21 protein-coding genes are annotated in these 25619 nt (G+C 63.1%); 7 read left to right on the forward strand and 14 right to left on the reverse strand.

All coding sequences use genetic code 11. The annotated features are described in order from the left end of the window. Nucleotides 1-5 precede the first annotated feature (5 nt). The 12 genes from HNW77_RS06710 to exbB all read right to left on the reverse strand — a co-directional run bounded on the left by HNW77_RS06710 (nucleotide 6) and on the right by exbB (nucleotide 14018). Entirely contained in the window at nucleotides 6-653 is a 648-nt protein-coding gene (locus HNW77_RS06710; protein WP_172156315.1) for a hypothetical protein, read from the reverse strand. Next, nucleotides 650-1837 carry a VWA domain-containing protein gene (locus HNW77_RS06715; RefSeq protein WP_172156316.1) on the reverse strand — a complete coding sequence of 396 codons (1188 nt, stop codon included), beginning with the start codon at nucleotides 1835-1837 and terminating at the stop codon, nucleotides 650-652. The genes HNW77_RS06710 and HNW77_RS06715 overlap by 4 nt, the downstream gene beginning before the upstream one ends. Further along, the gene (locus HNW77_RS06720) at nucleotides 1837-4050 is read right to left on the reverse strand and encodes a DUF5682 family protein (protein WP_172156317.1); all 2214 of its coding nucleotides are present in this window, start codon (nucleotides 4048-4050) and stop codon (nucleotides 1837-1839) included. Before HNW77_RS06720 ends, HNW77_RS06715 begins: the two co-directional genes overlap by 1 nt. Before the next feature lie 4 nt (nucleotides 4051-4054). Then, complete coding sequence (locus tag HNW77_RS06725) at nucleotides 4055-5134, reverse strand: ATP-binding protein (protein ID WP_172156318.1); 1080 nt, start codon at nucleotides 5132-5134, stop codon at nucleotides 4055-4057. Beyond that, nucleotides 5131-6555 (reverse strand): DUF5691 domain-containing protein, encoded by a 1425-nt coding sequence (locus HNW77_RS06730; RefSeq protein ID WP_172156319.1) that lies wholly within the window; start codon nucleotides 6553-6555, stop codon nucleotides 5131-5133. The genes HNW77_RS06725 and HNW77_RS06730 overlap by 4 nt, the downstream gene beginning before the upstream one ends. Continuing rightward, nucleotides 6548-7936 carry an SWIM zinc finger family protein gene (locus tag HNW77_RS06735; protein WP_172156320.1) on the reverse strand — a complete coding sequence of 463 codons (1389 nt, stop codon included), beginning with the start codon at nucleotides 7934-7936 and terminating at the stop codon, nucleotides 6548-6550. The genes HNW77_RS06730 and HNW77_RS06735 overlap by 8 nt, the downstream gene beginning before the upstream one ends. 218 nt (nucleotides 7937-8154) lie before the next feature. Continuing rightward, complete coding sequence (gene msrQ / locus HNW77_RS06740; protein WP_172156322.1) at nucleotides 8155-8787, reverse strand: protein-methionine-sulfoxide reductase heme-binding subunit MsrQ; 633 nt, start codon at nucleotides 8785-8787, stop codon at nucleotides 8155-8157. Nucleotides 8788-8789: 2 nt separating this feature from the next. Next, nucleotides 8790-9734 (reverse strand): protein-methionine-sulfoxide reductase catalytic subunit MsrP, encoded by a 945-nt coding sequence (gene msrP, locus HNW77_RS06745; protein WP_172156324.1) that lies wholly within the window; start codon nucleotides 9732-9734, stop codon nucleotides 8790-8792. A 424-nt stretch (nucleotides 9735-10158) separates the two neighbouring features. Continuing rightward, nucleotides 10159-11589, reverse strand: a complete 1431-nt coding sequence (locus HNW77_RS06750) for an NCS1 family nucleobase:cation symporter-1 (protein ID WP_172156326.1) — start codon at nucleotides 11587-11589, stop codon at nucleotides 10159-10161. Nucleotides 11590-11990: 401 nt separating this feature from the next. Continuing rightward, nucleotides 11991-12827, reverse strand: a complete 837-nt coding sequence (locus HNW77_RS06755) for an energy transducer TonB (protein WP_172156328.1) — start codon at nucleotides 12825-12827, stop codon at nucleotides 11991-11993. Further along, a complete protein-coding gene (gene exbD, locus HNW77_RS06760) occupies nucleotides 12827-13261 on the reverse strand; it encodes a TonB system transport protein ExbD (RefSeq protein WP_172156388.1) in 435 nt (144 codons plus the stop codon). Before exbD ends, HNW77_RS06755 begins: the two co-directional genes overlap by 1 nt. Before the next feature lie 16 nt (nucleotides 13262-13277). Continuing rightward, on the reverse strand, nucleotides 13278-14018 hold the full coding sequence (gene exbB, locus HNW77_RS06765) for a tonB-system energizer ExbB (RefSeq protein WP_172156330.1): 741 nt from the start codon (nucleotides 14016-14018) through the stop codon (nucleotides 13278-13280). 475 nt (nucleotides 14019-14493) lie between these two features. Between exbB and HNW77_RS06770 the strand changes: the two genes are divergently transcribed. From HNW77_RS06770 to HNW77_RS06785, 4 genes are all read left to right on the forward strand, one after another. Continuing rightward, nucleotides 14494-16797, forward strand: coding sequence for a TonB-dependent receptor (locus HNW77_RS06770; protein WP_172156332.1), 2304 nt, complete (start codon nucleotides 14494-14496; stop codon nucleotides 16795-16797). 61 nt (nucleotides 16798-16858) lie between these two features. Further along, on the forward strand, nucleotides 16859-17545 hold the full coding sequence (locus HNW77_RS06775) for a tetratricopeptide repeat protein (RefSeq protein ID WP_172156334.1): 687 nt from the start codon (nucleotides 16859-16861) through the stop codon (nucleotides 17543-17545). 79 nt (nucleotides 17546-17624) lie between these two features. Next, on the forward strand, nucleotides 17625-18149 hold the full coding sequence (locus HNW77_RS06780) for a hypothetical protein (protein ID WP_172156336.1): 525 nt from the start codon (nucleotides 17625-17627) through the stop codon (nucleotides 18147-18149). A gap of 31 nt (nucleotides 18150-18180) precedes the next feature. Continuing rightward, a complete protein-coding gene (locus HNW77_RS06785; protein ID WP_172156390.1) occupies nucleotides 18181-18864 on the forward strand; it encodes a Fe2+-dependent dioxygenase in 684 nt (227 codons plus the stop codon). 45 nt (nucleotides 18865-18909) lie between these two features. Here the strand turns inward: HNW77_RS06785 and HNW77_RS06790 are convergent, their stop codons facing one another. Continuing rightward, on the reverse strand, nucleotides 18910-19377 hold the full coding sequence (locus HNW77_RS06790; protein ID WP_172156338.1) for a hypothetical protein: 468 nt from the start codon (nucleotides 19375-19377) through the stop codon (nucleotides 18910-18912). 248 nt (nucleotides 19378-19625) lie between these two features. On the opposite strand from HNW77_RS06790, the gene HNW77_RS06795 reads away from it, so the two are divergent. Further along, nucleotides 19626-21266: a SulP family inorganic anion transporter gene (locus HNW77_RS06795; RefSeq protein ID WP_241694334.1), complete on the forward strand. Its 1641-nt coding sequence runs from the start codon at nucleotides 19626-19628 to the stop codon at nucleotides 21264-21266. Between the two features lie 66 nt (nucleotides 21267-21332). On the opposite strand, the gene HNW77_RS06800 is transcribed toward HNW77_RS06795, so the two are convergent. Beyond that, the gene (locus HNW77_RS06800) at nucleotides 21333-22019 is read right to left on the reverse strand and encodes a GntR family transcriptional regulator (RefSeq protein ID WP_172156342.1); all 687 of its coding nucleotides are present in this window, start codon (nucleotides 22017-22019) and stop codon (nucleotides 21333-21335) included. A gap of 158 nt (nucleotides 22020-22177) precedes the next feature. Here HNW77_RS06800 and HNW77_RS06805 point away from each other — a divergent pair, with 158 nt between their 5' ends. Then, a complete protein-coding gene (locus HNW77_RS06805; RefSeq protein ID WP_172156344.1) occupies nucleotides 22178-22951 on the forward strand; it encodes an aspartate/glutamate racemase family protein in 774 nt (257 codons plus the stop codon). 195 nt (nucleotides 22952-23146) lie between these two features. Further along, nucleotides 23147-25579, forward strand: a complete 2433-nt coding sequence (locus HNW77_RS06810; protein WP_276592072.1) for a TonB-dependent receptor — start codon at nucleotides 23147-23149, stop codon at nucleotides 25577-25579. The last annotated feature ends 40 nt before the right edge of the window (nucleotides 25580-25619 follow it).

Raw genomic sequence — 25619 nt, forward strand, 5'->3', positions numbered from 1 at the left:
GCCCTTCAGGTAATCCGTTCACACACGTTGAAATTCGGGCTATCCGCGACCTGCCACAGTTCATACCACGGCTCGGCCTCGCGCAGGGTCAGCACCGCGCGCCGCATTTCCAGCGGCATGTAGAAGTCATCCTCCGGCCAGGACTGGTGCCAGCCGCCTACAATGGCATCGACATTGTCCCGGAACAGGTCGCCCCGTTCGGTATAGAGATCATCATAGGCCCTGCCCAATGGAGTAAGGGCCGCCCGGGCATATTGATAGCGTTGCAGCCCGAGGCCCTGCAGCCATACGGCCACTTTTTCGCTACCATAAAGGCAGACGGCCTCAAGCGGCGGGAAAGACGTGCTGGCCGTGGCATAAAGCGGCAGGCCGGTGCAGCCAAGTGCCGTGATCGGCTGCTGTGAGCGCAGCACGTTGTAGAACCTCTCATCCTCCACCTCGCTAAAGCCGATGCTGGCATAGCCCATGGGCATGCCCGTCTGCACCAGCAACTGGCTGTCGAGCGTCATGACATGGCGGCGCGGGGCTGGCGGGGCATAATCGGGGCGTTCGCCGCGCCAGTATCCGGCAATGTCGCCTTTACCTTCCACACTGAGGGTAAAGCACGGGCGGCGCAGGCTTTCGCCTTCGGCCAGCAGGTCATCAAGGGTCATATGCTCATTACTCCTGTATCGGGCACAACCGCCTTGATATCGTGGCCTGCGGCCCAGGCCCCCATGTCCTCGCGCCGCAGGGCAGCGGCCATCATGTCGGGGAACAGGTCGGGCGTGCAGGCGAAGACGGGAATGCCCATGCCCGCAACCGCCCCGGCCATGGCCGGATGGTAGGCGGGATTGCCCGTATCGGTCAGGGCCAGCAGCACGATCACGTTGACCCCAAGCCCATGCAGCCAGGCCAGGCGGTCCAGCAGGTCCTGCGCATCGCCGCCTTCATACAGGTCGGTAATCAGCACGAGATGGGTCTTGGCGGGCTGCTCGATCCGCCCGGCGCAGTAGGCCACGGCCTGGTTGATGTCCGTGCCGCCGCCAAGCTGGAGGCCAAAGAGCATGTCCACCGGGTCGGCCAGATCTTCGGTCAGGTCGATCACGGCGGTATCGAAGCACACCAGCCGGGTTGCAATGCCCGGCAGCGAGGCCATGACAGCGGCGAAAATGGAGGCATAGACCACCGATGTCGCCATGGAGCCGGACTGGTCCACGCACAGGATGACCTCATCAAGATCCACCCGGCGCCGATTGCTGCTCATGAAGCCGACCAGCCGCTCGGGCACGATAGTGCGGCATGCGGGCTGGTAATGGCGCAGGTTGGCCATGATCGTGCGTGGCCAGTCGATATTGGCAAAGCGCGGGCGCGCGGTGCGCCGCGTGCGGTCCACCGCGCCACGAATGGCATCGCCCGTGCGCTGTGCAAGCCGCTCCATCAGAGCCGCCACAACGGTGGCAATCACCGCGCGGGCACTCTCGCGCGCCTTGTCCGGCATGGCGCCGCGCAGCGCCATGAGGTCGGCTACGAGATGGACATCCGCCTCGACGGTGGCAAGGAATTCGGGCTCCAGCAACATCTGGCGCAAGCCCTTGCGCTCGAACGCATCGCGCTGGATGACCTGCACCACCGAGGCGGGGAAATAATCGCGGATATCGCCCAGCCATTTCGCAACACCGGGCGCAGAACGGCCCAGCCCGCCCCGGCCCTTTTCGCCATCCGTGCCATACAGCGCATCAAGGGCGTGCGACAGGCGCTGGTCACGCGCAGGCAGCGGCGGCATGCCGGGCATGTCTTCCACGCCCAGCGCCAGACGCCACCGGCGGCTGCGTTCGGTGGTTTCGTCCGTGCCCATCACACCCCTCCCGCATCAAGCAGCGCCAACACGCGGGCCTGATGCGCGGGCCACAGCGCAGCCGCATCGGGCACGGGCAGGTAATCGCGCGCGGCCTGCGCGCGGGCGAACAGCGCATCGAGCAGGCGCCGCCGCTCGGCGCGGTCAAATGCCGAGAACACCCGGCGGAACAGGGGCAGGCTGTTCATGAACACCTCCTCATCAAGGCTCACAAGCCATGCATCGACGGCCTGGCGCAGGGTGGCGTCATGGATCAGGCGCGGACCGGCCTCCTCAAAAAAACCTTCGAAGAAACCGGCGGCCTGCGCAATCGGCGTGCCGGGCGAGAGCATGCGGGCCATGAGGTCGGTCGTGGCCTCGGCCCCCAGCGCATCGGCTTCATACAGCAGGCGCGCCACCGTGCCGGTAATGAGGCGGGTTGTGGCTTCCTCCTCCATGACCGCATGCAGGGCCTGCCGCCATTGCGCCGTGATGTCCTGGCCCATCTGCGCAAGGGCTATGGCCTGGTCGGCGGCCAGCAGCGCGTGGCGCAATGCGGTTGCGGCCGCGGCATCCAGGTTGCGGGCATCATGCGGCAGCGACAGGGCCGCGCGCACCACCATCTGCGGCATGAGGCCATCAAGATGCGCCACCGTGCCTGCACGTGCCTCGCCATACCGCACGATGGCGGCCATGGGCGGCAGCGCCCGCAGCAGGGCATGGCAGGTGGTGGTCAGGGCCGCCTTGTTCGCAAGCATGCCAGCGCCTGCGGCAACCGCCCGGTCCAGATCGGCCACGAGGGCGGCGCGCACCAGTTCCGCCAGAACATCCAGCGTGGGTTCGCGGCCCATGCGCTCCATGAGGCGGCCGGTCGCGGCCTCGGCAATGGTGGCGCCATGCACGAGATTTTCAACCAGTTGCACCGCAAATTCCGGCTGCCAGCACAGGACCCAGTTCTCGCGGAAGGTGCCCCGGCTGCCGCCTGCGTCAACCAGCCTGCCCCAGCCCACATCGAGCACATTGAGCCGGTGCAGCAGGGTGGAGCGGGCCAGGCCGCCTGCGCTGCGCAGGTCAACCGACAGGGTACGCTCCAGCGCTTCGGCCTTCAGGCGGGTCGCCTTGATCTGGCGTTGCAGGTCTTCCAGCAGGGGCGCGCGGGGCACGTCGGGCGGGATGGCGCCCACATCGGACCCGATCAGCAGCGCCGGGGCGATACTGTCCCACCGCGTGCGGTAGCCTTCGCACAGGCAGGCAATCACGGCATCGGCCAGTTCCTCGAACCCCGGCGCGGGGCGGTTGCGCAGGGCTGCCAGCGTCAGCGCCAGGCGCTGTGCCTCGATCACGCTGGCAACTGATACGAAATGCCCCTGCGCACGCAGGGCCGTGACAATGCGGGCAAGCCATATGACGGTGGCATTCGCATCCTTCTGCGTGGCCCACAGATGCGCGCACCACCCCGGTGCGGCAACGCCCGCACCATAGCCACTGGCACGGGCAAGGCGCGGGGCGGTCCAGGGCGCCCATGTGGTGCAGACCTTGACCCTGGGCCGCCCGCGCAGCAGCGCCCGATCTGCCGCCAGCGGCCTGCGCCCGGTGAGCGCGGGCACATGCCATGCCCCGCACACCACGGCGATGGGACCATCGAATTCCTTGGCCGCCTGCGCAATGGCAAGGCGCATATGGGCCTCGCGCGCGGCTTCCTGCGGGTCGGGGTCCGCCGCCTGGGCCCGCAGGGCGGCCATGGCATCGGCCACGGCGGCAAAAACGGGGCCGGGATGCGGATTTTCCTCGATCACGTCCGCCCACCATGATTCCCCATCACTGTAACCCGCCAGCGTTGCCAGCGTGCCGATGGGGTCGCGGGTGACGGGATCGGGCGGGTCAGGCGGTGCGCTGGCTTCATCCGCTACCTGCGCCAGCACATCGGCTGCGGGCAGGTCGATGAAGCGCAGTTCCGCCCCGTGCCTTACCCCCCAGCAGGCGGCCTGATATTCGGGCGAGTACTGGGCAAAAGGCGCAAAGCTGGCCCGCGTGGGGTCCGCCACCACATAGGACAGCAGGGCCACCGGCGGCACCATGGCCGGGTCACCAAGCAGGGGCAGCAGGCCAGACGCATCGGCCGGGCCTTCGATCAGCACGACCCGGGGTTGTAGCGCATCAAGCGCTTCAACCAGTCGCCGCGCCGAGCCCGGCCCGTGGTGCCGGATGCCGAAAATGGAAACCGCGCCAGCCATCGGGTCAGATCATCTCGGTCAGAGCGGCGTAATAGTCCTCGAAGCCGGGTTTTTTCTTGAGCACGGTTTCAAGATATTCGCCCAGCACCACGCGGTCCTGCACCGGGTCCTTCACCACCGCGCCGATGATGCTGGCCGCCAGCGTGGCGGGGGTCAGTTTTCCATCATTGAAAAACGTCGCCTGGCTGATGCCGCCCACCAGCACTGCAATCCCCTCCGCCGTGGACAGCCCGCCCGAAGGGGTCTTGAGCGCCACCTTGCCATCTTCGGTGGCGCCGCCGCGCAGTTCGCGGAAGATGCTCACCACGCGCGCCACTTCCTCGGCCACGTTGGGGGGCGCTGGCAGGTCGAGGGTGGCCGTCATCTCGCCCACGCGCTTGACGATGATGGCGATTTCCTCATCCACGCGTTCGGGTAGCGGCAGCACCACCACGTTGAAGCGGCGCTTGAGCGCGGAGGAAAGGTCATTCACCCCCTTGTCGCGGTTATTGGCGGTGGCAATGATGTTGAACCCGCGCCGCGCATGGATGGCGGTATTGAGTTCGGGGATGGGCAGCATCTTTTCCGACAGGACGGTAATCAGCGTGTCCTGCACATCGCTGCCCATGCGGGTCAGTTCCTCAAGGCGGCAGATCTTGCCCGCCTCCATCGCGCGCATCAGCGGCGTGGGCACCAGGGCCTCGCGGCTCGGGCCATCAGCCAGCAGTTTCGCGTAGTTCCACCCGTAGCGGATCTGGTTTTCATCCGTGCCGGCGGTGCACTGGATGACCAGCGTGGAATCCCCCGTAATGGCGGCGGCCAGATGTTCCGACACCCACGACTTGGCCGTGCCCGGCATGCCCAGCAGCAGCAGCGCGCGGTCGGTGGCAAGGGTTGCGACCGCCGTTTCGATCAGGGCGCGGCTGCCCACGTATTTGGGGGTGATGGGCGTGCCATCATCCGCCACGCCCCCCATGAGATAGGTCACGACCTGCCGGGGCGAGAGCTTCCAGCCCGGGGGCCGGTGGCCGCCTTCGTGTGCTGCCAGCGCGCGCAGTTCGCCTGCATAGCTTTCCTCGGCGAGCAGCCGCAGTTTTTCGCTCATTCCTGTGCTCCAGTCTTCTCAAGGGCGATATTGAGCCTGAGCATGTCAAGCCGTGAGTCGGCAGCGAGGTAGCCTGCCTGTTCCAGTGCCGCCATGGCCTGCCGGGCGGCGCGAGGGGTGGCCAGCAGGCCAAGGGCAAGCAGTTCGGTTGCAAGATTGGGAGCCGACAGCCCATTCTCTGCCGTGCGGGCCGCCAGCACGGCGCGGAAGGCGGGGGTGTTCACCACGTCATCAAGTTCACCCCTGCCCGCCAGCAGGCCAAGTGCCGAGAAGAATGCCAGCCGCCCCTCAGCCGCAAGCGGGGCACGGGCCAACTGCGCGCGCGCGGCCACAGGCAGCCTTTCGGCCAGGGCATCATAATCGCGCCTGTATGGCGGCCCGTTGGCCAGTATGGCCTGCAGCAATCCGGGCAGCATCGCATCCGGGCCGCTTTTTGCCGCCATGTTGATGAAATCCATATCCAGCCGCTCATCCACGTTCCATGGCCACAGGCGTGACAGGTCAGTGGGCGCCAGATCCAGGGCCGCCGCAAAGTCCAGAACGGGCACCAGATACAGCAACCTCCAGCGGGTGTTTTTCTGCGCCTGCGTTTTGAGCGGCATGGCTTTTATAGCCTGCTGGCCGCCTGCCGCGCCCGCGGGTTCGATGGTGAAAAAACCTGTCAGTTCTTCAGCCATCGCCCTATCGCAGGTTCCTGTTTCCTGCCGCGCCAGCAGCAGCGTGGCCAGTTCCTTTGGCTTGCGCGCCCGGTCCGTACTGGCGATATCGCGCAGCAGCGGCACATCCTCCGGCCCGGCATCGGCTCCCAGAACGTCCAGCAGGCTCAGGCGCTCATCAGCCGTGAGGTGCCTGCGCCTGTTTTCAAACAGGGCACAGGCGCCAGCGGGGTCACTGTGGCGCAGCCGGGCAAACGCCGCAAGCCGGGTGGCCGGGCCGAAATCATGCCAGTTTTCCGCGCTCAGGGGCGCATCGGGCGTCGGGCGCAGGGTCTCCTGCCCGGCGGCGATGGCGGCGGCCCAGTCCTGCCACGGGGCATAAAGGGCTGGCACGTCATCGTGCGGGGCTGGCATCCAGTCCGCCGGGTTGAGGCTGTAGCCACGCCGGGCCAGCAGATGCACGAGGCCAAGGCCGCGCTCATCCTTCAATTGGCCAAGCACGCGCCGTATCATTGGCGTCAGGACCTCTGGCGCAGGAGGCAAGGCGACCTGCGGAATGGGGGGGAAAGCCCTGAGGCTGGCGGGCACTGCCGCCTCCACCATCGTATCGAGAAACTGGCCACTCAGGGCCAGCAGCCGCCGTTCCGCCACGGCCGGGTCCTGGCCCAGCACGGGCTGCCACGCCGTTGCCACGGGTGCGGCGGGTGCCCCCATGGCCCAGCGCGCCAGCACCGGGGCCATCATGTCATAGACAGGCTCAACCATGATACAGGCGCCCCCACGCGCTCCGGGCCGCCAGCAATGTCAGCCGGCCATGCGCCCACAGGCCGGTGGCGCGCGTGAGGTCAGTGCCAAGCCATACGGGCGGCACATCGCCCGCCAGCGGCAGCGTCAGGCTGCCATCATCAGCGCGCCACCACAGGTGTTTCGCCTCATCGTGCATGATGCGCCCTGCTGGCAGCATGAGCGGCACCTCAAGGCTCCACGGCGCGGCCAGGAGGGCTGCGTTGATGGTAGCGCGCGGCGGCTCGCCCGCAGGCCAGTCAGGCGGTGGATCATCGGGCTGCAGGGCAGCGTGTTCGCACAATATGGCACGCAACAGGTAGGGTGCGGGGTAGAAGGCGACCGTGCCGGTAAAATACGCGCCCGGCATGAACAGGCCGCCGCGCTGCACGCCAGCGCCCTTGGGGAAAAAATCGACCAGCATGGCAAAGCGCGGCCCGCCATCGCCCAGATTGAGCAGCCATGTGGTCTGCACCACCAGCCTGTCGCGCTGCATGTGCTGCTGGCTGGCCAGCACTTCCCACACGGCATGAACGCTCCGGGTATCGGGGTGGGCCAGCACGCTCTCACGTGTTTCCGCCGTGCAGACAAGGCGGCGCAGGTCAGGCCGCTGTGGCGCGGCACGGAAGGCGCAGGCAAGCTGTACCAGCTTGCCCAGTTCCACCACGCTGGCCTGCAGCCGCGCGCCTGCTGGCAGGGCCAGGATGCGGGCGGGCAGTTCATCCACCCGGCTGGCCAGGGCGGTGGCCTTGCCATCAACCAGCCGGGCCGCGACCTGGCGGCAGCGCTCGGGCATGTTGTCCACAAAGCTGCCCAGCCCCAGCCGCAACTGGTCGCCAATCCACTGCTCAAGCGTGCCCAGCGCGCAGCACACGGCCTGCGTGGTCTCTTCCGCGCGTTTTCTGGCCGCATCCTCGCGGCGGGCCTCGGCCTTGGGGTCGTCCGGCGTGTTGGGCCGTGCCTGCCGGGCGGCCTCAAGGTCGGGGGCCATGCCTGCGGGCCGGGCTACCGCAGGCGTGGTGGCCGCCTTTGGCCTGCGCCGGGCCAGCCATTCCCCCACCCATTCAGGCGGGGCGCCGGGCGCGAAGGGGGCCTTGTGCCCGGCGCACAGGCAGATCAGCCCGAGCACATGCTTGCACGGAAATTTGCGTGAGGGGCAGGTGCATTTGCTGCCCATGTCACGCGCATCGACCATGACACGATAGGGCCGGGCACCGGAACCCGCGCATTCGCCCCATAGCAGGGTTTCATCAGGGCTGTGCCCCAGCCCGGACCACTTGGCGGGCTTGGCCAGGCCCAGCCCCGCGCGCAGGGAGGCCTGATCGACCGCAAGCTGTTCGACAATGCCGGGGTCAATCTGCATGATGGTTACGGCTCTCCTCCCGATGGAGAAAGCATACCCATCAATGGTAAATATTCAATACGCCACCGATAGATCAGATAAAATCCTGTGTTTTCCGGCCAATATCGCAGGTTAAGATACAACAGGAATGCATGAATTATTTCCTGCATTTCCCATATTTATGCGCCATGCCACAAACGGCCTGATATTTCCTGCTCCGCGCCTTATGGCCCCGCGCGTTATGACCCTGCGCGCCTGATGCGGGCACGGACCAGAAATATGACCCGCCAAAGCACCATGCCCGTCAACGCCGCCGCGTAGCTGACGCTGGTGGCGTTATAGGTCTTGAAGGCCAGCAGAAAATGCACCGCAACCAGCACCGCCACGCCATAGACCAGCTGGTGCAGCCTGCCCCAGCGCCGCCCGAGCTTGCGGATGGACCAGTCATTTGACGTGAGCGCGAGGGGCACAAGCAGCACAAAGGCCGCAAACCCCAGCATGAGGAAGGGCCTGTGCGTAATGTCGCGCCACAGCACGGCCAGATTGCCCTGCTGGTCAAGTGCGACGTAAACACTCACATGCATCAGCGCATACCAGAAGGCCAGCAGCCCCAGCATGCGCCGGTAGCGCAGCAGGCTGATGCCGCTCACCACCCGCAGCGGCGTGACCAGCAATGCAGCCAGCAGGAAACGCACCGCCCACAACCCCAGCCACCGCTCGAACACATTGACCGGGTCCGGCCCCAGCCTGTCATGTGCGCCGTACCAGAAATAGAGCGCTGCGGGCAGCAGCCCCACCGCCATCAGCACCATTGTCTCGCCACGCCACGGCAGCAGCGTGCGGGTGCGGCCCGCTTTGGTCAGGCGCGGCATGCTCAGTAAAAGCGGCTCAGGTTCATGGTGCCGTACAGCCCGGCCACCTGCGCGCCATAGCCGTTGAACATGAGGGTTTTCTTACGCCCGCCGCCAAAGAAGCCGCCCGCGCCGATCACCCGCTCCGAAGCCTGGCTCCAGCGCGGGTGGTCCACATCGGGGTTGACGTTGGCGAAGAAGCCATACTCGGCGGGGTTCATCTGGTTCCATGTCGTAGGCGGCATCTTTTCCACCAGCCGGATGCGGGTAATGGACTTGATGCCCTTGAAGCCATACTTCCACGGCACGACCAGCCTGACCGGCGCGCCATTCTGGTTGGGCAGGGTCTCGCCATACAGGCCCACGGCCAGCAGGGTGAGCGGGTGCATGGCTTCATCCAGCCGCAGCCCTTCCACATACGGCCAGGCCAGACTATCGAGCCCACCCGTCTGGCCCGGCATCTCGGCAGGGCGCACGACGGATTCAAACGCCACATAACGCGCGCTGCCCAGGGGTTCGGCCAAAGCAAGCAGGCTGGCCAGCGGAAAGCCATCCCACGGGATGACCATCGACCATGCCTCGACACAGCGCATGCGGTACAGCCGCTCCTCAAGCGGCATGGCAGCAATCAGCGCATCAATGTCCCACACGCGCGGATGGGCCACCAGCCCCTCGACCGATAGGGTCCACGGTCGCGGCCTGAACTGACCGGAACGGGTGGAAGGGTCGGTCTTGTCCAGCCCGAATTCGTAGAAATTGTTGTAATGGGTCACGTCCTGCAGAGCGGTGGTTTTTTCCGCCGCCTGAAAGGGGCCGGGCCGGGTGTGCAGGGCCTCGGCGAAGGCACGCGGGCCTACGCCCGCCGCCACGCCCAGTGTTGCCCCCGCCAGCAGCCTGCGCCGCGACAGCCAGAGCCCGCGCGGCGTGATCTCGCTTGCGGAAGGACGCGGATAGGACCATCGGGCCATGAAGACCTCTCCCCTTGTGCCTGTGCAACACCTCAAACGCATTGCACCCTGCGCGGTATCCCGGCCATGCACAAGACGGGCCTCAAAACATGACCGGCCTGTCGCCGTCAGTCAGGTTCAGGGCACGGAAGGGGTTGTGGGGGAGCGAGCGCACGTTTTTGCAGGCAGGACGGGCACAGACAGGCTGACCCGGCCTGCGTGGGCACGGGGTGCACCGGCGATTGCTTTTTGCACCAGCAATCGCCGTGCGGATCGCACCCGAATGGTGCCTGACAGATGGCGCAGTAAGCCAGTTTCTCCTCCTTCCCGCCATGCGGGCTTTGTGTGCCGGACCACAACAGGACGACTCCTGCCGGGAGGGTTCAGTCTTGCGGCTACAGGCACATGATGCATGGAAATTCCGGGCAATATAACCCGCCCTGCATCAGGCATTCCGGGTTCTGTAATTAAGAATCACATATATCAGTCCAGACAGCGCCACCCCCACAAACCAGGACATGGAATTGATCAACGCAGACATATGAAAAATCTGGGCGCCATAAAGAAAAAACAGGGTGACCAACATGGAGGCAAGCGCCGACATACGCCAGCCATTCCGGCCATGGTAAGGGCCGGAAAAAACATACAGCCAGTTCAGTTGAAGTACCTGCCGACGGATAAAATAATAATCGGCCAGCATGATGCCGGTAATGGGCGCAAGCGTGCTCGCTATGACATTCAGAACCATATAAATGTTTTCCGGATGATCGAACCACAGCCAGGGCACGGCGCCGATCCCCAGGAACAGGACCATTTTGCTGCCCCGGTTGAAATCAAACTGCCGCGGGAAGATACTGAGCAGATCATAGGCCGCAGGCATGATATTACCCGCTACGTTGACGGAAAGAGCCGCGATGATGATTGTAGCACCCCCCACGAGCGTCAGCGCGGTATTGTCAATCCTGACCAGGATATCAACAGGATTCCATATCGGGTATCCAAACTGCACGACCGTGGCCGATGTAATGAAAATGCTCATGGGCGTAAACAGGATGGCTGTCAGCGGCAGGCCGATGGCCTGACCGATCACCTGATCGCGCTGTGAACGGACAAAGCGTGAAAGATCGGGAATATTGACGGCATAAGACGCCCATATCCCGATAATGCTTGTCACGGCCGACCCGAATTTCAGCCACAATGTCGTGCCATGCAACTGTGATGGCTGGTCAAACAACGGGCCGACGCCATGGCAGACATATATGGCCCACGCCGATGCCACCCCGGCCACAACCAGAACCAGGGGACCTGCATATAATTCAAAATTGCGGATGCGGTGAACGCCATGGGCACCGATGACGCCATGCAAGGCCCACATCATGGCCATTGCCAGCCACATCTGTATGGATTGCCCCGCCACGACATGGTCAAGATGCGCCCAGCCCGGCCACAGGATGGAGAGGATGGCATTCAGGGCCTGTGATGCCGCATAGGCCTGCACGGAAAACCAGAAAATGGCACATATGGCCCGCAGGCCAATCGGGATCATGGCCCCCCGTGGCCCGAAGGAAGAACGGATGATGACACAGAAGGGAATACCATAGCGCGTGCCCGAGCGGGCATTGAACCACATGGCCACGCACAGGGCGAGATAGGCCGTGCCAATGATGTAAAGGCACTGCAAGGCCGAAAACCCGACAGCCATGAGCCCGGCCGCGGCTTCATAAGCCACGACATTATGCACCATGCCCATCCACACGGTTGCCATGTTGAACCAGTTCCAGTCCCTGCGTGCGGCGGGCACGGGCGCCAGGTCGGCATTATACAGAAGGGGGTCGTATCTGAAATTGTCGTGTCCGTGCGCTACCGGCTGATTCATTCAATTGGCATCCCACAAAGAATATTCTGTCGTATCGGGCAGGTTTTCCAATACTCACCTGCCCTGCATGGGCCATCTTGCGTTAATGGCGATTGTGCCAACGCCCCCCGCCGCCACAACAGGGACAGCCCTGACCGGTCAAAATGACCGCCAGCACATCGCATTTCCATGTCATACCCTTGTTTTTTATGGCCGTTCCATATTGGCTTATATATTACTTATCCGCAACATGGTCACGGTTCCAAAGGCCATGAGGAAACCGATCATGGCGTGGATGACACGTCCTGGCGCACCTTGGGTTTGCAAAACCACGGCGCTTTCTCTCCAGGTCAGGAGGCGGAAGCTGTTTTTCCAGATCAGGCACCGTCTGTTCACGCCGGGTAAAAGCGATACCGAAACCTTTAGCGTTCCGGCTCAAGATGAAATTCCACCGGCACATTCAGCACGATGGGATCACCCTTTACTTCGGCAGGGGGGACCGGCAGCGGTTGCGCCCGCCTGAGCAGGGCGAGCGTTTCCTCATCAAGCAGCGAATGGCCAGCACTCCGTGCGATATGGGCCGAAAGAACATGCCCCTGCCGATCCATTGCAAAATGCAGTAACGCAACCCCTTCCTGCCGCCCGGCCTGCGCCTGCGCGGGGTAGCGCTTGTACTGTTCCAGGCGTGCAAGCAGTGCTGCCTGCCACGTAGGTGCCGCGTGCGAGACATGGGCCGGGTCAGCGCCCGGCGCGGGGGCTGCCTGCGCGCGGGCCACAGGGGCGACAAGGCCAGGCGGCGCCGTTGTCGCTTCGGCGGGAGGCTTTCGGTCAGGTGGTGCATCCTTGACGGGTGGCGCAGGCCGTTTCTTTTTGGGCGGCGTCTTTTGGTCTTCCTGTCGTGGCACGACAACAGGCGGGTTGGGCGCGGGCGATGGCGGGGCCATGATCTCGGGTGGCGGCTGTGGCGTCGGGTCAGGTTGCGAAAGAACCTGCATGGGGCCGGGCGGCGCATCGGTGGGGGTTGCTACGGGTTCGGGCGCCAGGTCAATGGCGATGGCCGCAGGCGGGGCATCCGGCATGGGCATGACAGGGGGCGGCAGGCGCATGCCCCACCATGCCGCGCCCGTCAGGCCGCCCAGAACCACCAGCAATGATGCGCCCCATACCAGCCTGTCGCGCCGGTCCGCATGCCGCAGGCTGGCCGCGCGCCATAGCACAAAGGAGCGGCCTGCATCATGGGGTAAGAAAACGCCGGGCATCAGGGCGCAACACCCCCCTCGCCCGCATTTTGCAGGTTGACCAGCGCAACCTTGAGGTAGCCCGCCGCGCGTAACCGGTCCATCACCCCCATCAGCGTGCCATACTCCACGGTTTTGTCGGCCCGCAGGAAAATGCGCCCGTCACGGTTGCCCTGCGTTGCGGCGGCAAGGGCTGCGGGCAGGCTGTCGGCGGTTACATCATCCTCGCCCAGCGCCAGTCCGTGATCGGCCTTTATGGTGAGAAAGACCGGCGCATCGGGGCGGGGGGCAGGTTTTTCGGTAGAAGAAGGCAGATCAACAGGCACGTTAACGGTAGTAAGGGGTGCCGTGACCATGAAGATCACGAGCAGCACCAGCATCACGTCAATAAAAGGCGTGACATTGATGTCACGCACTTCATGCGCCGTGTCATCACCGTGGCGGATACGATGCATTGCCATCACCCGCCCCCTATTCCGCCGCCGCGCGGGCATCATGCAGCGTGTAGCCCCGCAGCACGGTGCTGCCCTGCGCCTCGCGCCCCAGATCGCGCGAGACCAGCCGCATGACCAGCGCGGTGAGGTCCGCCACCTGCGCCCGGCACCCTGCCGCCTGGCGCATGATGTGGTTATAGATCACCACCGCCGGTATGGCCGCGACAAGGCCGAGGGCAGTTGCCAGCAGGGCCTCGGCAATGCCCGGCGCCACCACGGCCAGGCTCGTGGCCCGGCTTGCCGCAATGCCGGTAAACGCGGTCATGATGCCCCAGACCGTGCCAAACAGCCCGATAAAGGGAGCAGTGGCGCCAATGGTGGCCAGCAGGCCGGTGCCGCGCATGAACCGCCGCCCTTCAGCGGCCTCCAGCCGCTCAAGATACATTACGGTGCGTTCCTTTACGCCCTCCGCGTCCCCCGTAATATCATGTGACTGCCTGCGCTCGGCCTGCACCGCCACGAGCAGGGTGCGGGCAATGCGGCATGGGGGCGCGCCATCAGCGCCGTCCGCTACCGATGCCCACGCATCCAGCGCGGCGGCGGCATGCTGCATCTGCCTGCGGGCCAGGAGGAGTTCGACGGTTTTGGCGATCAGGATGGTCCATGTAATGAGGCTGCACGCCACCAGCACGAGCATGACCCCGCGCACGACGGGCCCCGCATGCACGAACATCTCCCACGCGGAGAACGACATGGGCGAAGAAAGGACTGGCGGCATGAATGAATCCTGGCTTTTTACTCTATGAATACACGAACGGCATGTGCGTTTTATGTTCAGGAACCACGATCATTCCTGACACGGCGGGACAACACGCCTGTGCCCGCGGGGGCATGCCGCACCAGCAGATGGCAAATTCCGGCATTTTATGCAAGTGATAATCAATATCAAAATGTTGATTCCATAACGCCAGCCCCCTCTCGTACCGCAGCCCTGGTCGCTACACTTCTTTGATATGATTAGGCCCTTTACGCTTTTTGCCACCTGCGCTGCTGCATGATTACATATTATTGCATCATTTTTTCATACCTATTCTTGACCTGCGCATGTTGCCCTCAAGCAACACCTGATTTTGTTCCTTGTTATAATAATGAGAATCATTTGCGTTTTATGTTGCGAGCGATTATCAACTCCCTGTTTCCGTCATGATCATCAAACAACGCACCCGCCATCAGGGTGCAGCAGGAGTGGTGAATTGAGCCAGCCAGAACTCTCCCCCGCCAGGGCACAGGGCCACGGACTTCGCGTGGCCGTGGCGCTGAGCATGTCGGTGGGCCTTGGCGCGGGCGCGGATGAAGCCCATGCCGAAGCCCCGCCCGAACCGACCGATACAGCCGACAGCACCATCAATCTTGCCGCCGTGCGCGTGGGCGGGCAGGCCCACACGGAAGATGCGGGCATTGAATCGGGCAATACCAACAGCGAGAGCCTGCATATTGCCCGCATGCCCGCCAGCGTGCGCGACACGCCGCAGACCATTACCGTCGTGCCGCAGGAACTGATCAGGCAGCAGCGCGCCTTCACGCTCGACCAGGCGCTGGCCAACGTGCCGGGCATTACCCTTTCCACCGGCGAGGGCGCGGGCGGGCTGAATGGCGACCAGTTCCGCATTCGCGGGCTGCAGGCGCGCCAGGACATCTATACCGATGGCCTGCGTGATTTTGGCACCTATACGCGCGATACGTTCAACACCGAGAGCGTGGAGGTCATCAAGGGGCCGTCGGGCGAATATTTCGGCGCGGGCAATGTGGGCGGCGTCATCAACCAGAGCCAGAAGCATGCCCATGCGGGCAACAGCTACAGTTATGACCAGACCTTTGGCAGCGGGCCGCTGTTTCGTGGCGTGGGCGACATCAACTACCAGATCAACGAGGACATGGCCATTCGCATCAATGGCATGTTCAACAGGCAGGATGTGGTTGACCGCGACAACGTGACATCGAACCGCTACGGCGCCGCGGTCGATTTTGGCGTGGGCCTGCGCAGCAAAACGTCATGGCACCTGACATGGCAGTGGCTGAACAGTAACAGCAAGCCCGATTACGGCGTGAGCATGATCAATGTGGGCGGCATCTATCGCCCCATTACCGATTACGGCGTGGCCCGCAACACCAGTTATACCCGCAGTTTCGACTTTGACCGCTCCAATATCCACACCCTGACCTCCGCGCTCAAGTCAGACATTACGCGCTGGTTCACGCTCACCAATGACACGCGGCTGAGCCTGTACGAGCGCGATTATACCGCCACGACGCCTGCTGCGTGCTCGGGGGCATGTGCTGCCGCCATCCTCTCGGGTGGCGATTACGCCCTGCCCTATGGCGCGGGCGGCGGGGCCGCCTACCGGCAGCAGGGCTGGGGCGTGCAGAATGTCATCATGGGCCGCGCGCGCTTCAATACCGGTTTTGTGCATCATGACCTCAAGGCGGGGGTAGACATCAACTACGCCAGTGATTCGCGCTGGCCGGGCAGCTTTACCAACCGCACCAACAACCAGACCATCCGCAACCCGCAATATGCCTATCCGGGCACGTCGGTCAGCTTTCCGGCCACGGGCTACGGCAATGCCAATGCGCGTGACCTCGGGCTGTTCGTGGCCGACCGCATCCAGTTGACCCGGCAGCTTTCGCTGTTCGGCACGGCGCGGTGGGATTCGTTCAGCAGCACGTATTACAAGCAGTCAACCGCAAGCGATGGGCGCGCCGAGCAGAAATCCGACCGCTGGAGCCCATCAGGCAGCATCATGTATGCGCCGCTGAAGGAGACATCGTTCTACTTCACCTTCGCGCGTTCGTACAAGCCCGTGGGCACGGATGTGTCTTCACTGGTCACGGTCAAGCCGCAGGCGGGCGACGTGGCGCAGAAAGGTGTCAACCTCTCGCCCCAGCGCAGCGACCTGTTCGAGTTTGGCAACAAGTCCGACTTCTTTCACAAACGCCTGGGCACCACGGTCGCGTTTTTCCAGATCAGCGAGAACAACTCGCGCTATTATGACGTGAATGGCGACATGGAAACCGGCTTTGCCGATTCCGGCAGTGGCCGCCGCATCCGTGGCGTGGAACTGAGCGCCAACGGCAAGATCACGCGCGACTGGCAGGTCTTCGCCTCCTACGCCTACATGGATGGGCGCGTGACCCACAGCAACACCGGCGATAACGGCAAAACCGCGCCGCAGGTGCCGCACAACACCATGTCGGTGTGGAGTTCGTATGACCTCTCGCGCCTGCTGCTGCGCCCCGAATGGGGGGATCTCAAGATTGGTGGTGGCGCACAGTATTCATCAGGCTATTGGGCCGGGCCGGACACGACCAATACCGCGCGCATGCCCTATACCTTCAACCTCAACGGCATGGTGTCGTGGGATTACAGGCACTACCATGTCTCGTTCAACGCCAACAACATCACCAACCGGCTCAACTATGCCTCCTCGTTCTCCGGTTCGCGGGCGGTGCCTTCGCCGGGGCGTTACTTCCTTGGCAGCATTGGCGTATCATTTTGATACTTCTGCATTCCATAATGCATGACATATACTGCTTCAAACAGAATAATACCGTGCTGAAATGAATAAAAGCGAACCGGGTGCCGCCAGCCGCCGCCCCCTTTCCACGCCCCTGCCGGGCGTGGTGGAGACGCACCTCATGCTGGGGCAGATCCATCTTGACCAGGGCCGGATGGATGACGCCTTTCTCATGTTCGAGGCTGCGGCACGCAGTGGTGATCCGCGTGCGGTGAACATGCTCGGCCGCGCCCATGAGCGCGGCTGGGGTACGGCCCGCAACCCAGCCATCGCGGCGCTGTATTATACCCACGCGGCAGATAGCGGGTACGGCTGGGCGCTGTTCAACCTTGCCGACCTGTACCTGGCAGGCCAGGGCGTGCGGGCCGATCCGTGCCGTGCCCATGTCCTGTATGTGGCCGCTGCCCGGGCGGGGGTAGCCAAGGCGCTGAACATGCTCGGCATCATGGCGGAACAGCGCATGGTGCAGGCGGCACGGCCTGCAAACGCGCCCGTATTCTTTCATGCCGCCGCAATGGCGGGTGACTGCTGGGGCAGCGTCAATCTCGCGCGCCTGCATCTCGCAGCAGGCCAGACGGCGCAGGCCATGCCATGGCTGCGCCATGCGCTCGACCACGGCTTTGGGGATGTCCCTGCGGCCATTGCCACGCTTGTGGCCACACGGACCGAACCCTGCCTGCGCGCGCTGGCGCGTGAGGCCACAAGACGGATGGCGGCCGCGTGCAGGTAAAAAGCAGCGGGATGCCATGCCATACGTGCCGGATATTTTACCCAGGCAGCCTTTTAGACACAACAAGAGCACATGACAGATGAAACTGATGATAAAGAAATACGCCACGCCGCTGATTACCGGCCTGTTCCTGGTCTCGGCCATTTCCGGCACGGCCCTGTTCTTTCACTGGATGCCGGGCATGTTCCATTCCATGCATGTCTGGCTGAGCATGGTGCTGCTGCTGCCTTTCGTGCTGCATATGTGGCGCAACTGGTCGCAGTTCATGCTGTATTTCCGCACGCCTTCCATGCTGGTGGCCTGCGGGCTGTCGCTGGCTGCGGCCATTGCCTTCGTGCTCACCACCGGGCATGCGGGCGGCAACCCCGCACGCCAGCTTTTTCCGCTGCTGACCCACGCGCCGCTGAACACGCTGGCCCCCGTGCTGCACACAGACCCAGACGCACTGGCCGAACGCCTGGGCCATGAAGGCTGCACGGTCCATTCCCCCGACGAGACGCTGGAACAGATCGCAACGGATTGCGGCCAGAAATCAAACGACCTCCTGCTGCGCCTGCTGCCGCGTCATGGCGATCATGGCGATCATGGCGATCACAGGCATTGAGCACGATGATCCGGCCAAGGGGGAATGCCGCATGCTGATCCATATTCCCGGCGTGCTCAGCCGCGATGACGTGGCCCATTGCCGCGCGGTGCTGGGCCGCTCGCAATGGGTTGACGGGCGGGTGACGGCGGGCGAGCAGTCCGCCAAAGCCAAGTTCAACCTCCAGATCCCGCATGACAGCCCGGAAGGGCGCGATCTGGCCGACCTGGTGCTGCAACGGCTGGGGTGCAATGCCACCTTCAACAGCGCGGCCCTGCCCCTGCGCGTGTTCCCGCCGCTGTTCAACCGGTATGATGCGGGCATGTGCTTTCACACCCATATCGACAACGCCATCCGCCCCCTGCCGGGCACCGGCCACCGGCTGCGCACCGATGTATCCTCCACGCTGTTCCTGAGCGCGCTTGATGAATATGACGGCGGCGAACTGATGATACAGGACACCTATGGCACGCAGAAAGTACGCTTCCCCGCAGGCGACATGGTGCTCTACCCCGCCACCAGCCTGCACAGCGTCAGCCCCGTTACGCGCGGGAGCCGCTGGGCGTCGTTTTTCTGGTCGCAGTCCATGGTGCGCAATGACGTGCAGCGCACCCTGCTCTACCAGTTTGACCAGTCCATCATTGAAACCCGCCGCACCCTGCCCGACAGCCACCCCGCCGTGCTGGGCCTGACCGCCACCTACCACAACCTGCTGCGCCAGTGGGCTGAACTGTAGCCGCCTGCCTGCCCCACCGGAACGCATGGCGGTGGGGCGGATCGTTCATTCATTTACCTGCCAGAATGTCAGGCACGCGCCATCTTCGGGCCATATGCCTTTTTCCGAGATTTCAAATTCAAACCGCTTGCCCGGATAACATTCCGACAGGGCGAAGCGCCAGTAGCGTTCGATCTGCCGTGCAAAAGCGAGCTTCAGGTCCATATATTTACGCCATCCTTCCTCTGCCGTTTCAGTAACACAATCGCTCACTTCCTCGCCGACCAGAAAAAAATCTTCTATGCAGAACAGATTATAATAACGCTCTCTTTCCTTTACAGTGGCATCTGTAAACTTCTGCCTGCCCTCGCTGTAGTCGATTGATTCTACGTTTTCCCACATGATGCAGCCATCAACTTCAAGGAATTTCGGGCTCAGGATTCCCATCACACCAAGCGTTTTGTCCACACTCACGTGATTGCTGACATACAGAAAAAAATCATCGAATGGAAAAGGCGTGGCGAACAGCTCCATTATTTTCCCGTCCATCCGATTATTCAATTTTTTCATTTTCAACACCTAATGAATTTAAAATAAAAACCATTTTGCCATACAGCAGGCGATCGACCTGCTTCGGTGACAGGCACAGGCGGCACGGCTGGATACACCGATATATTCATTATAAACATGCGCCGGATGCCGCATAGAGGAACGCTACCCGATGAACGCCACAAACGTTTCCCACCCCATGGGGCACTGAGGTGATGGAACCGGACCGGAGCATGCGGGGGCGGCTGCGCGATATTGTGGCCGGGCTTTCCCTGGCATCGATGAACATTCCGCAGGTGCTGGGCTATACCCGCATTGCCCGGATGCCTGCGGTAACCGGCCTGTACACGGTGCTGCTGCCACTCATCGCCTTTGCGGGGTTCGGGGCCTCGCGCCATCTGGTGGTGGCAGCCGATTCCGCCACGGCGGCGATTTTCTCCAGCGCGCTCGGGCGCATGGCCGTGCCGGGCAGCGCGCATTACATGGCGCTGGTCAGCATGGTGGCCCTGCTCAGTGCAGGGTTCCTGCTCGTCGCGCGACTGTTCCGCCTTGGCTTTCTGGCCGATTTCCTCTCCCGCACCGTGCTGGTGGGGTTCATGGCCGGTGTGGGCGTGCAGGTGGCGCTGGCCATGACGCGCGACATGCTGGGCATAGACGTCACCGCCCATAACACCGTGCTGCAACTGTTCCAGACAGTAACGCGCCTGCCACGGCTCAACGGGCCGACACTGCTGCTGTCGGTGGGCATTGTCGCGGTCATCATGACAGGCGAGCGGCTGGCCCCGCGCCTGCCGCTGCCGCTGGTCACCGTGGTGGGGTCGATCATCGCCAGCATGGCATTCGATCTGGCGGGGCATGGCATTGCCACCATCGGCCCGATTGAAAGCGGCCTGCCCCGCCTGCGCCTGCCCGATGTTTCATGGAATGAAATGCTGGCCCTGCTGCCGGTCACCACATCATGCGTGTTTGTCATCATTGCGCAGAGTGCTGCCACATCACGCGCCTTTGCCCAGCGCTTTCATGATCCGGTCAATGACAATGCCGATATTCTCGGCCTTGCCGCTGCCAATGCCGCCGCCGGGCTGAGTGGCACCTTCAGCGTCAATGGCAGCCCGACCCAGACCGCCATGGCCGTGCAGGCAGGCGCGCGCACGCAACTGGCGCAACTGACCTTTGCTGGCGTGACCATGATCGTGCTGCTGTTCCTGACCGGCCCGCTGCAATACCTGCCGCGCTGCGTGCTGGCCTCGATCGTCTTTACGGTCGCCATCGGCATGGTCAATGGACGCGCCATGCTGGCCATCTACCGCGAGAGCCCGGGCGAGTGCGGGCTGGCCCTTGCCACGGCGGCGGCCGTTGTGAGCATCGGCGTGGAACAGGGCATATTCCTGGCCATAGCCCTCTCGCTGTTCCGCCACGTGCGGCACAGCTACGAACCCCATACCATGCTGCTGTGTTATGATACGCATTCCGGCCTGCTTGAGCCGCAACCCGTCTCGACCGGGGTGCAGACCGCGCCGGGCGTGCTGCTCTACCGGTTCTGCGCAGACCTGTTCTATGCCAATTCGATGCGCTTTGTCAGCGACATCCGCTCCCTCGTGGCCCCGGCACGCACGCAGCCTGACTGCATCGTGGTCGATGCCAGCGCGATCACCGATATCGACTTTTCGGCTGCCAGTGACCTGCGCGACCTGTTTACCGGCCTCAGGCAGCAGGGGGTCAGGATCATATTCGGGCGGGTCACGCCCTACCTCCGCGCTGATATGGACCGCCATCGCATCACGCCGGTTATCGGGGCGGAGAACATTCATGCGCAGTTGCACACGGCCATGGCGGCAGCGCAGCGTATCGTGAACATGCCCCCACCCGCCTGATCCCCTCCCGTATCTGCCCGGCCAGACCGGGCGGCGCGCGGCTTGACCGCGTTACGGTGCCCGCCCTCAGTCCTTCAGGGGCTGGAGGATCTGGCTCAGTATGGTCGTGGTGGCTGGCTCGCGATGGAAGTCAAGGCAGCTTTCAATCCCTTCCAGATGGTGCGCCATAAGGGCGGAGGCCTCGGCATAATCATGCGCCAGAAGCAGTTCGAGCAGGTCGTGATGGTCGGAAGACAGGCAGCACGTCGTGTTCTGCCGCTCATACATGGTAATGATGAGCGACATGCGCAGGATCAGTTCGCCGGTAATGCTTTTCAGCACCTTGTTACCGAGTTCCTCGATCAGCGTCAGATGGAACTGGCCGGAGAGATAGATCATGGCAATCGCGTCATGTGCCGCATGCGCCTGCGCTTCCTGCGCCATGATCTGGCGCAGTCGCCCGGCCCCCTGCGCGGATAGCTTGCGGTAGGGCCGCGCGAGCAGGCTGACTTCAATCAGGCGGCGGCTGGCCAGCACGTCACGCGCTTCCTGCGGGGAAGGACGACTGACAAAGGCCCCCCGCCCCGGCTCGAGCGTGACGATGTGCGAGCGCGACAGCAAAAGCAGCACCCGGCGGATCTTGGCGCGGTTGGAGCGAAAGATCTGGGCGAGTTCCTCCTCGGGCAGCTTGCTGCCAGGTGCCAGCTTGCGCTCCAGGACCGCCTTGCACAAGGCATCAGCAATGCGCGCTTCTTCCTTGGCGGATGATCCCATGGCCCGTGTCTCCCCTCCCCTTTCGCTGAAACGCATTTCTGTTGGGGCAGTCTGACGCTTCCGTCAAGAGGCTTGATATTGTAAACAATAATGGTTGACGAAACACGTTTCCAAATCATACTGACTGACAAAGGTCACTGATATGGCCAACCTTAATCATGATTGGATGCCCGCCCGTGTCGCGCCTGCTGCTTATCAATCCCAATACCGATACGGACATGACGCACCGCATGGTGGTCCATGCCCGGGCCCAGTTTGCCGGTGCTATCGCGATTGAGGCGGTTACCGCCCGGTTCGGGGCGCGCTACCTGACCAACCGCGTTTCCGTTACGATTGCTGGCCATGCAGTGCTTGATGCGCTGGCATGCGCGCGCGGCCCGTTTGATGGCGTGCTGGTGGCCTGTTTTGGCGACCCGGGGCGCGAGGCGCTGGCCAGCCTCTGCCCGGTGCCGGTTGCGGGCATGGCGCAGGCTTCCCTTGCACGGGCGGCACGGCTGCCGGGGCGCTTCTCCATCGTGACCGGCGGCCCTGAATGGAAACCCATGCTCGTCGAGCTGGTGCAGGCCATGGGATTGAGCGCACGGCTGGCATCCATCCGCATCCTGCCGGCAGCGGGCAATGTTCTGGCACAGGGGGGCGCTGCCGCATGCCGCGAGATCGCGCGGGCCTGCAATGAAGCGGTGCAGGAGGACGGCGCCGCCCGCGTGGTGCTGGGCGGCGCAGGGCTTGCAGGCTTTGCCGCGCGGATTGCGCCAGATGTCGCAGCCCCGGTCATGTGTTCCCTGCATGAAAGCCTGAGCGAAGTCCTTGACCTGCTATCGCGCCCCGCCCCCTCCATGCGGCACCGGGACAGCATGGAAACGGTGGGCCTGTCCCCCGAACTGCAACGTTATCTGGCCTCTGGCGCGCCTGCCTGCACTTACCAGGATTGAAATCCATTTTTGTAAACAATATGCGTTGACACGTATTTTAAACCGATATTATCCTCCATCCGTAACGAGAGACATTGCTCTCAAGTCTCATTCCATGCCGTGATCCCGGCCTGCCCGGCGGGATAAAGAATAAGGACACCGGCAATGTACCTTGACGGAAAAAGCCAGACCGGATCGCATCCCTCCAGGCAAACCGTGCCGCTGCTCCGTTTTTCCGTTCAGGCGCCGGGCCATCGGTTCTTTCTGGCGCTGACAACCGCGCTCGTGCTCACGGCGCCACGCGGGGCGGCCCTGGCGCGCACGGTATCGGCCCATAATACGCATGCTCACGATACCCACCCCGCCACGACGGAGCCACAGGGCATAAAAGCGACAGGCGGGGCCGAGCAGATCCGGGTGGGGGCCAGCGTTGTCCATTCACCCGATGGCGTGACCGGGCGCGCGCCCGGTGGCGGCCTGATCCAGAAACAGACCGCCCCCAAGGCCCGCAGTACCGTCACCCCCGACTACATCATGAAGCAGTCGCCCGCGCAGAACGCCTATAATGCCGTCAAGCTGCTGCCGGGCATCGTGGTGGCCAATACCGATCCTGCCGGCCACGAAAAATCCGCCCTGAGCATGCGTGGCCTGACACAGGACCAGATTGCCAATGTGTGGGAAGGCATGCCGCTGAGCAGTATCGGTGGCTACAACCTTGACGTGGCATGGGTGACCGATAGCGAGAATATCGGCAGCGTTTCGGTGCAGCCCGGTTCATCCAACCTCGATACGCCCGCCATCAACGGCTCGGGTGGCATGTTCGAGTTCAAGAGCCGCGATCCCTCCAAGAAATTCGGCGGGCTGGGCGATGTGGGCGTGGGCAACCGCGACTATACCCGCCAGTTCCTGCGCGTGGATACGGGCGAATGGGGCAAGACGGGCATCCGCTCCTACATCTCGTTCTCCAACCAGCATGACACGTTCTATCATGGCCCCGGCCAGGAAGACTTCAAGCATATCGACTTCAAGATCCTCAAGGAATGGGGCGACGGCAACCGGGTCTCGCTGGTTGGTGGCTTCACGCGCGGCATTATCGGCAACGAGCCCTACTGGGACATGACCATGGCCAGCTGGAAGCAGAAGGGGCTGAAGAACGAACTTGCCGGTTCCTACAACCTCAATGATGCTGCCGGCGGCACCGATTACTGGAAGCTGAACTGGCTGCATTCCAAGACCTTCAACATCGCCGCCCCCTCGCACTTCAATTTCGGGCGGCTGGGGCTGGATGTCACCCCTTACATCGCCGCCAACCAGAAGGTTTACGGCTCCGGCTTCGAGCTGAATGACCAGGTGTACAATGGCTATGGCAGCAGCCCGCAATCCATTGTCATTCCCGGCCAGCAGGCGGGCCAGTCCTACGGCGTGGCCGAGCAGTACAGCAGCCTGAACGAGATGCGCGGCGGCGTGAACGCCAAGCTGAGCTACAAGGTCGGCAACCACCATATCTATCTGGGTTACTGGTTCGATTACGATAATTCGACCAACCTTGTGGGCTATACCGGAGTCAGCAGCGCGGGCGACCCGGCAACATCATGGGGGCGGGCGCGCAACTCGCTGCGACTGGGCAACGGGCAGGTTTTCTATTCCCAGAACTACAGCGACATTTCCACCGTCAACGGCATCTATGCGGGCGATACGGTCACGCTGCTCAACGGGCGGCTGGTGCTTGATGGCGGCATGCGCGTGACCATGATCCACCGTGACGGCACCGACAACATTCCCGGCCTGCAGCGCAAGGTCAGCGCCAACGAGTTCATGCCGCTGCCCACGCTTGGCGGCCACTTTCAGCTGAACAAATACGTGCAGATCTTCGGTGGGGTCTCGACCGGCGCCAAGGCGCCGCCTGACAGCGCCATGATCACCACCATCAACCCCAATACCGGGCAGATCGCCAATCAGGGCCAGACCCATATCCATGATGAATATAATATTACCGAAGAAGTCGGCATGCGCTACACCGGCAAATACATCATCGGGTCCTTCACGTATTTCCATTACAACCTGTCGCATCATCAGGTTTCCACCTCCATGTTCCTCGGCAACGAGGCCATCGGGCAGGTGATCGACGCAGGCAACCAGACAACCAACGGGTTTGACGCGGAAATCGGCACCCGCCCCATCCACCATTTCCGCCCCTATGCCTCCATGCAGTACCTGCATTCCACCATCGACAACAATATCCAGGGCCTGCCCACCAAGGGCAAGATGGCCGTCGATACGCCCACATGGGCCGCCTCGCTCGGGGTGGACTGGGACAATGGCATCTTCTTCTGGAATTATGGGCTGAATTACTTCTCCAAACAGTATTCAACCTTCATGAACCAGGAAGCGCTGCCATCACTGTACACCATGAATGCAACAGTGGGCGCGCGCCTGCCGCGCAACAGCCTGGTCGGGCGTGGGCTGAGCTTTCTCAAAAGCCCGGAAGTCATGCTGTGGGTCAACAACATGATCGACACCCATGCCTATTCCGCCATCAACAGCGTCAGCCTGACCAATACCACCATCGGCAAGATCCAGGGCACGGCGCCGACCTACAATACGCTGGGACGTTTCTCCGCCGTGGTGACCTTCCGGGCCGGGTTCTGAGCGGGCAACATGCCAATGCGATACGTAAGCGGGCATGACC

The sequence above is a fragment of the Komagataeibacter melomenusus genome, assembly GCF_013155395.1.
GTDB classification, from domain to species: domain Bacteria; phylum Pseudomonadota; class Alphaproteobacteria; order Acetobacterales; family Acetobacteraceae; genus Komagataeibacter; species Komagataeibacter melomenusus.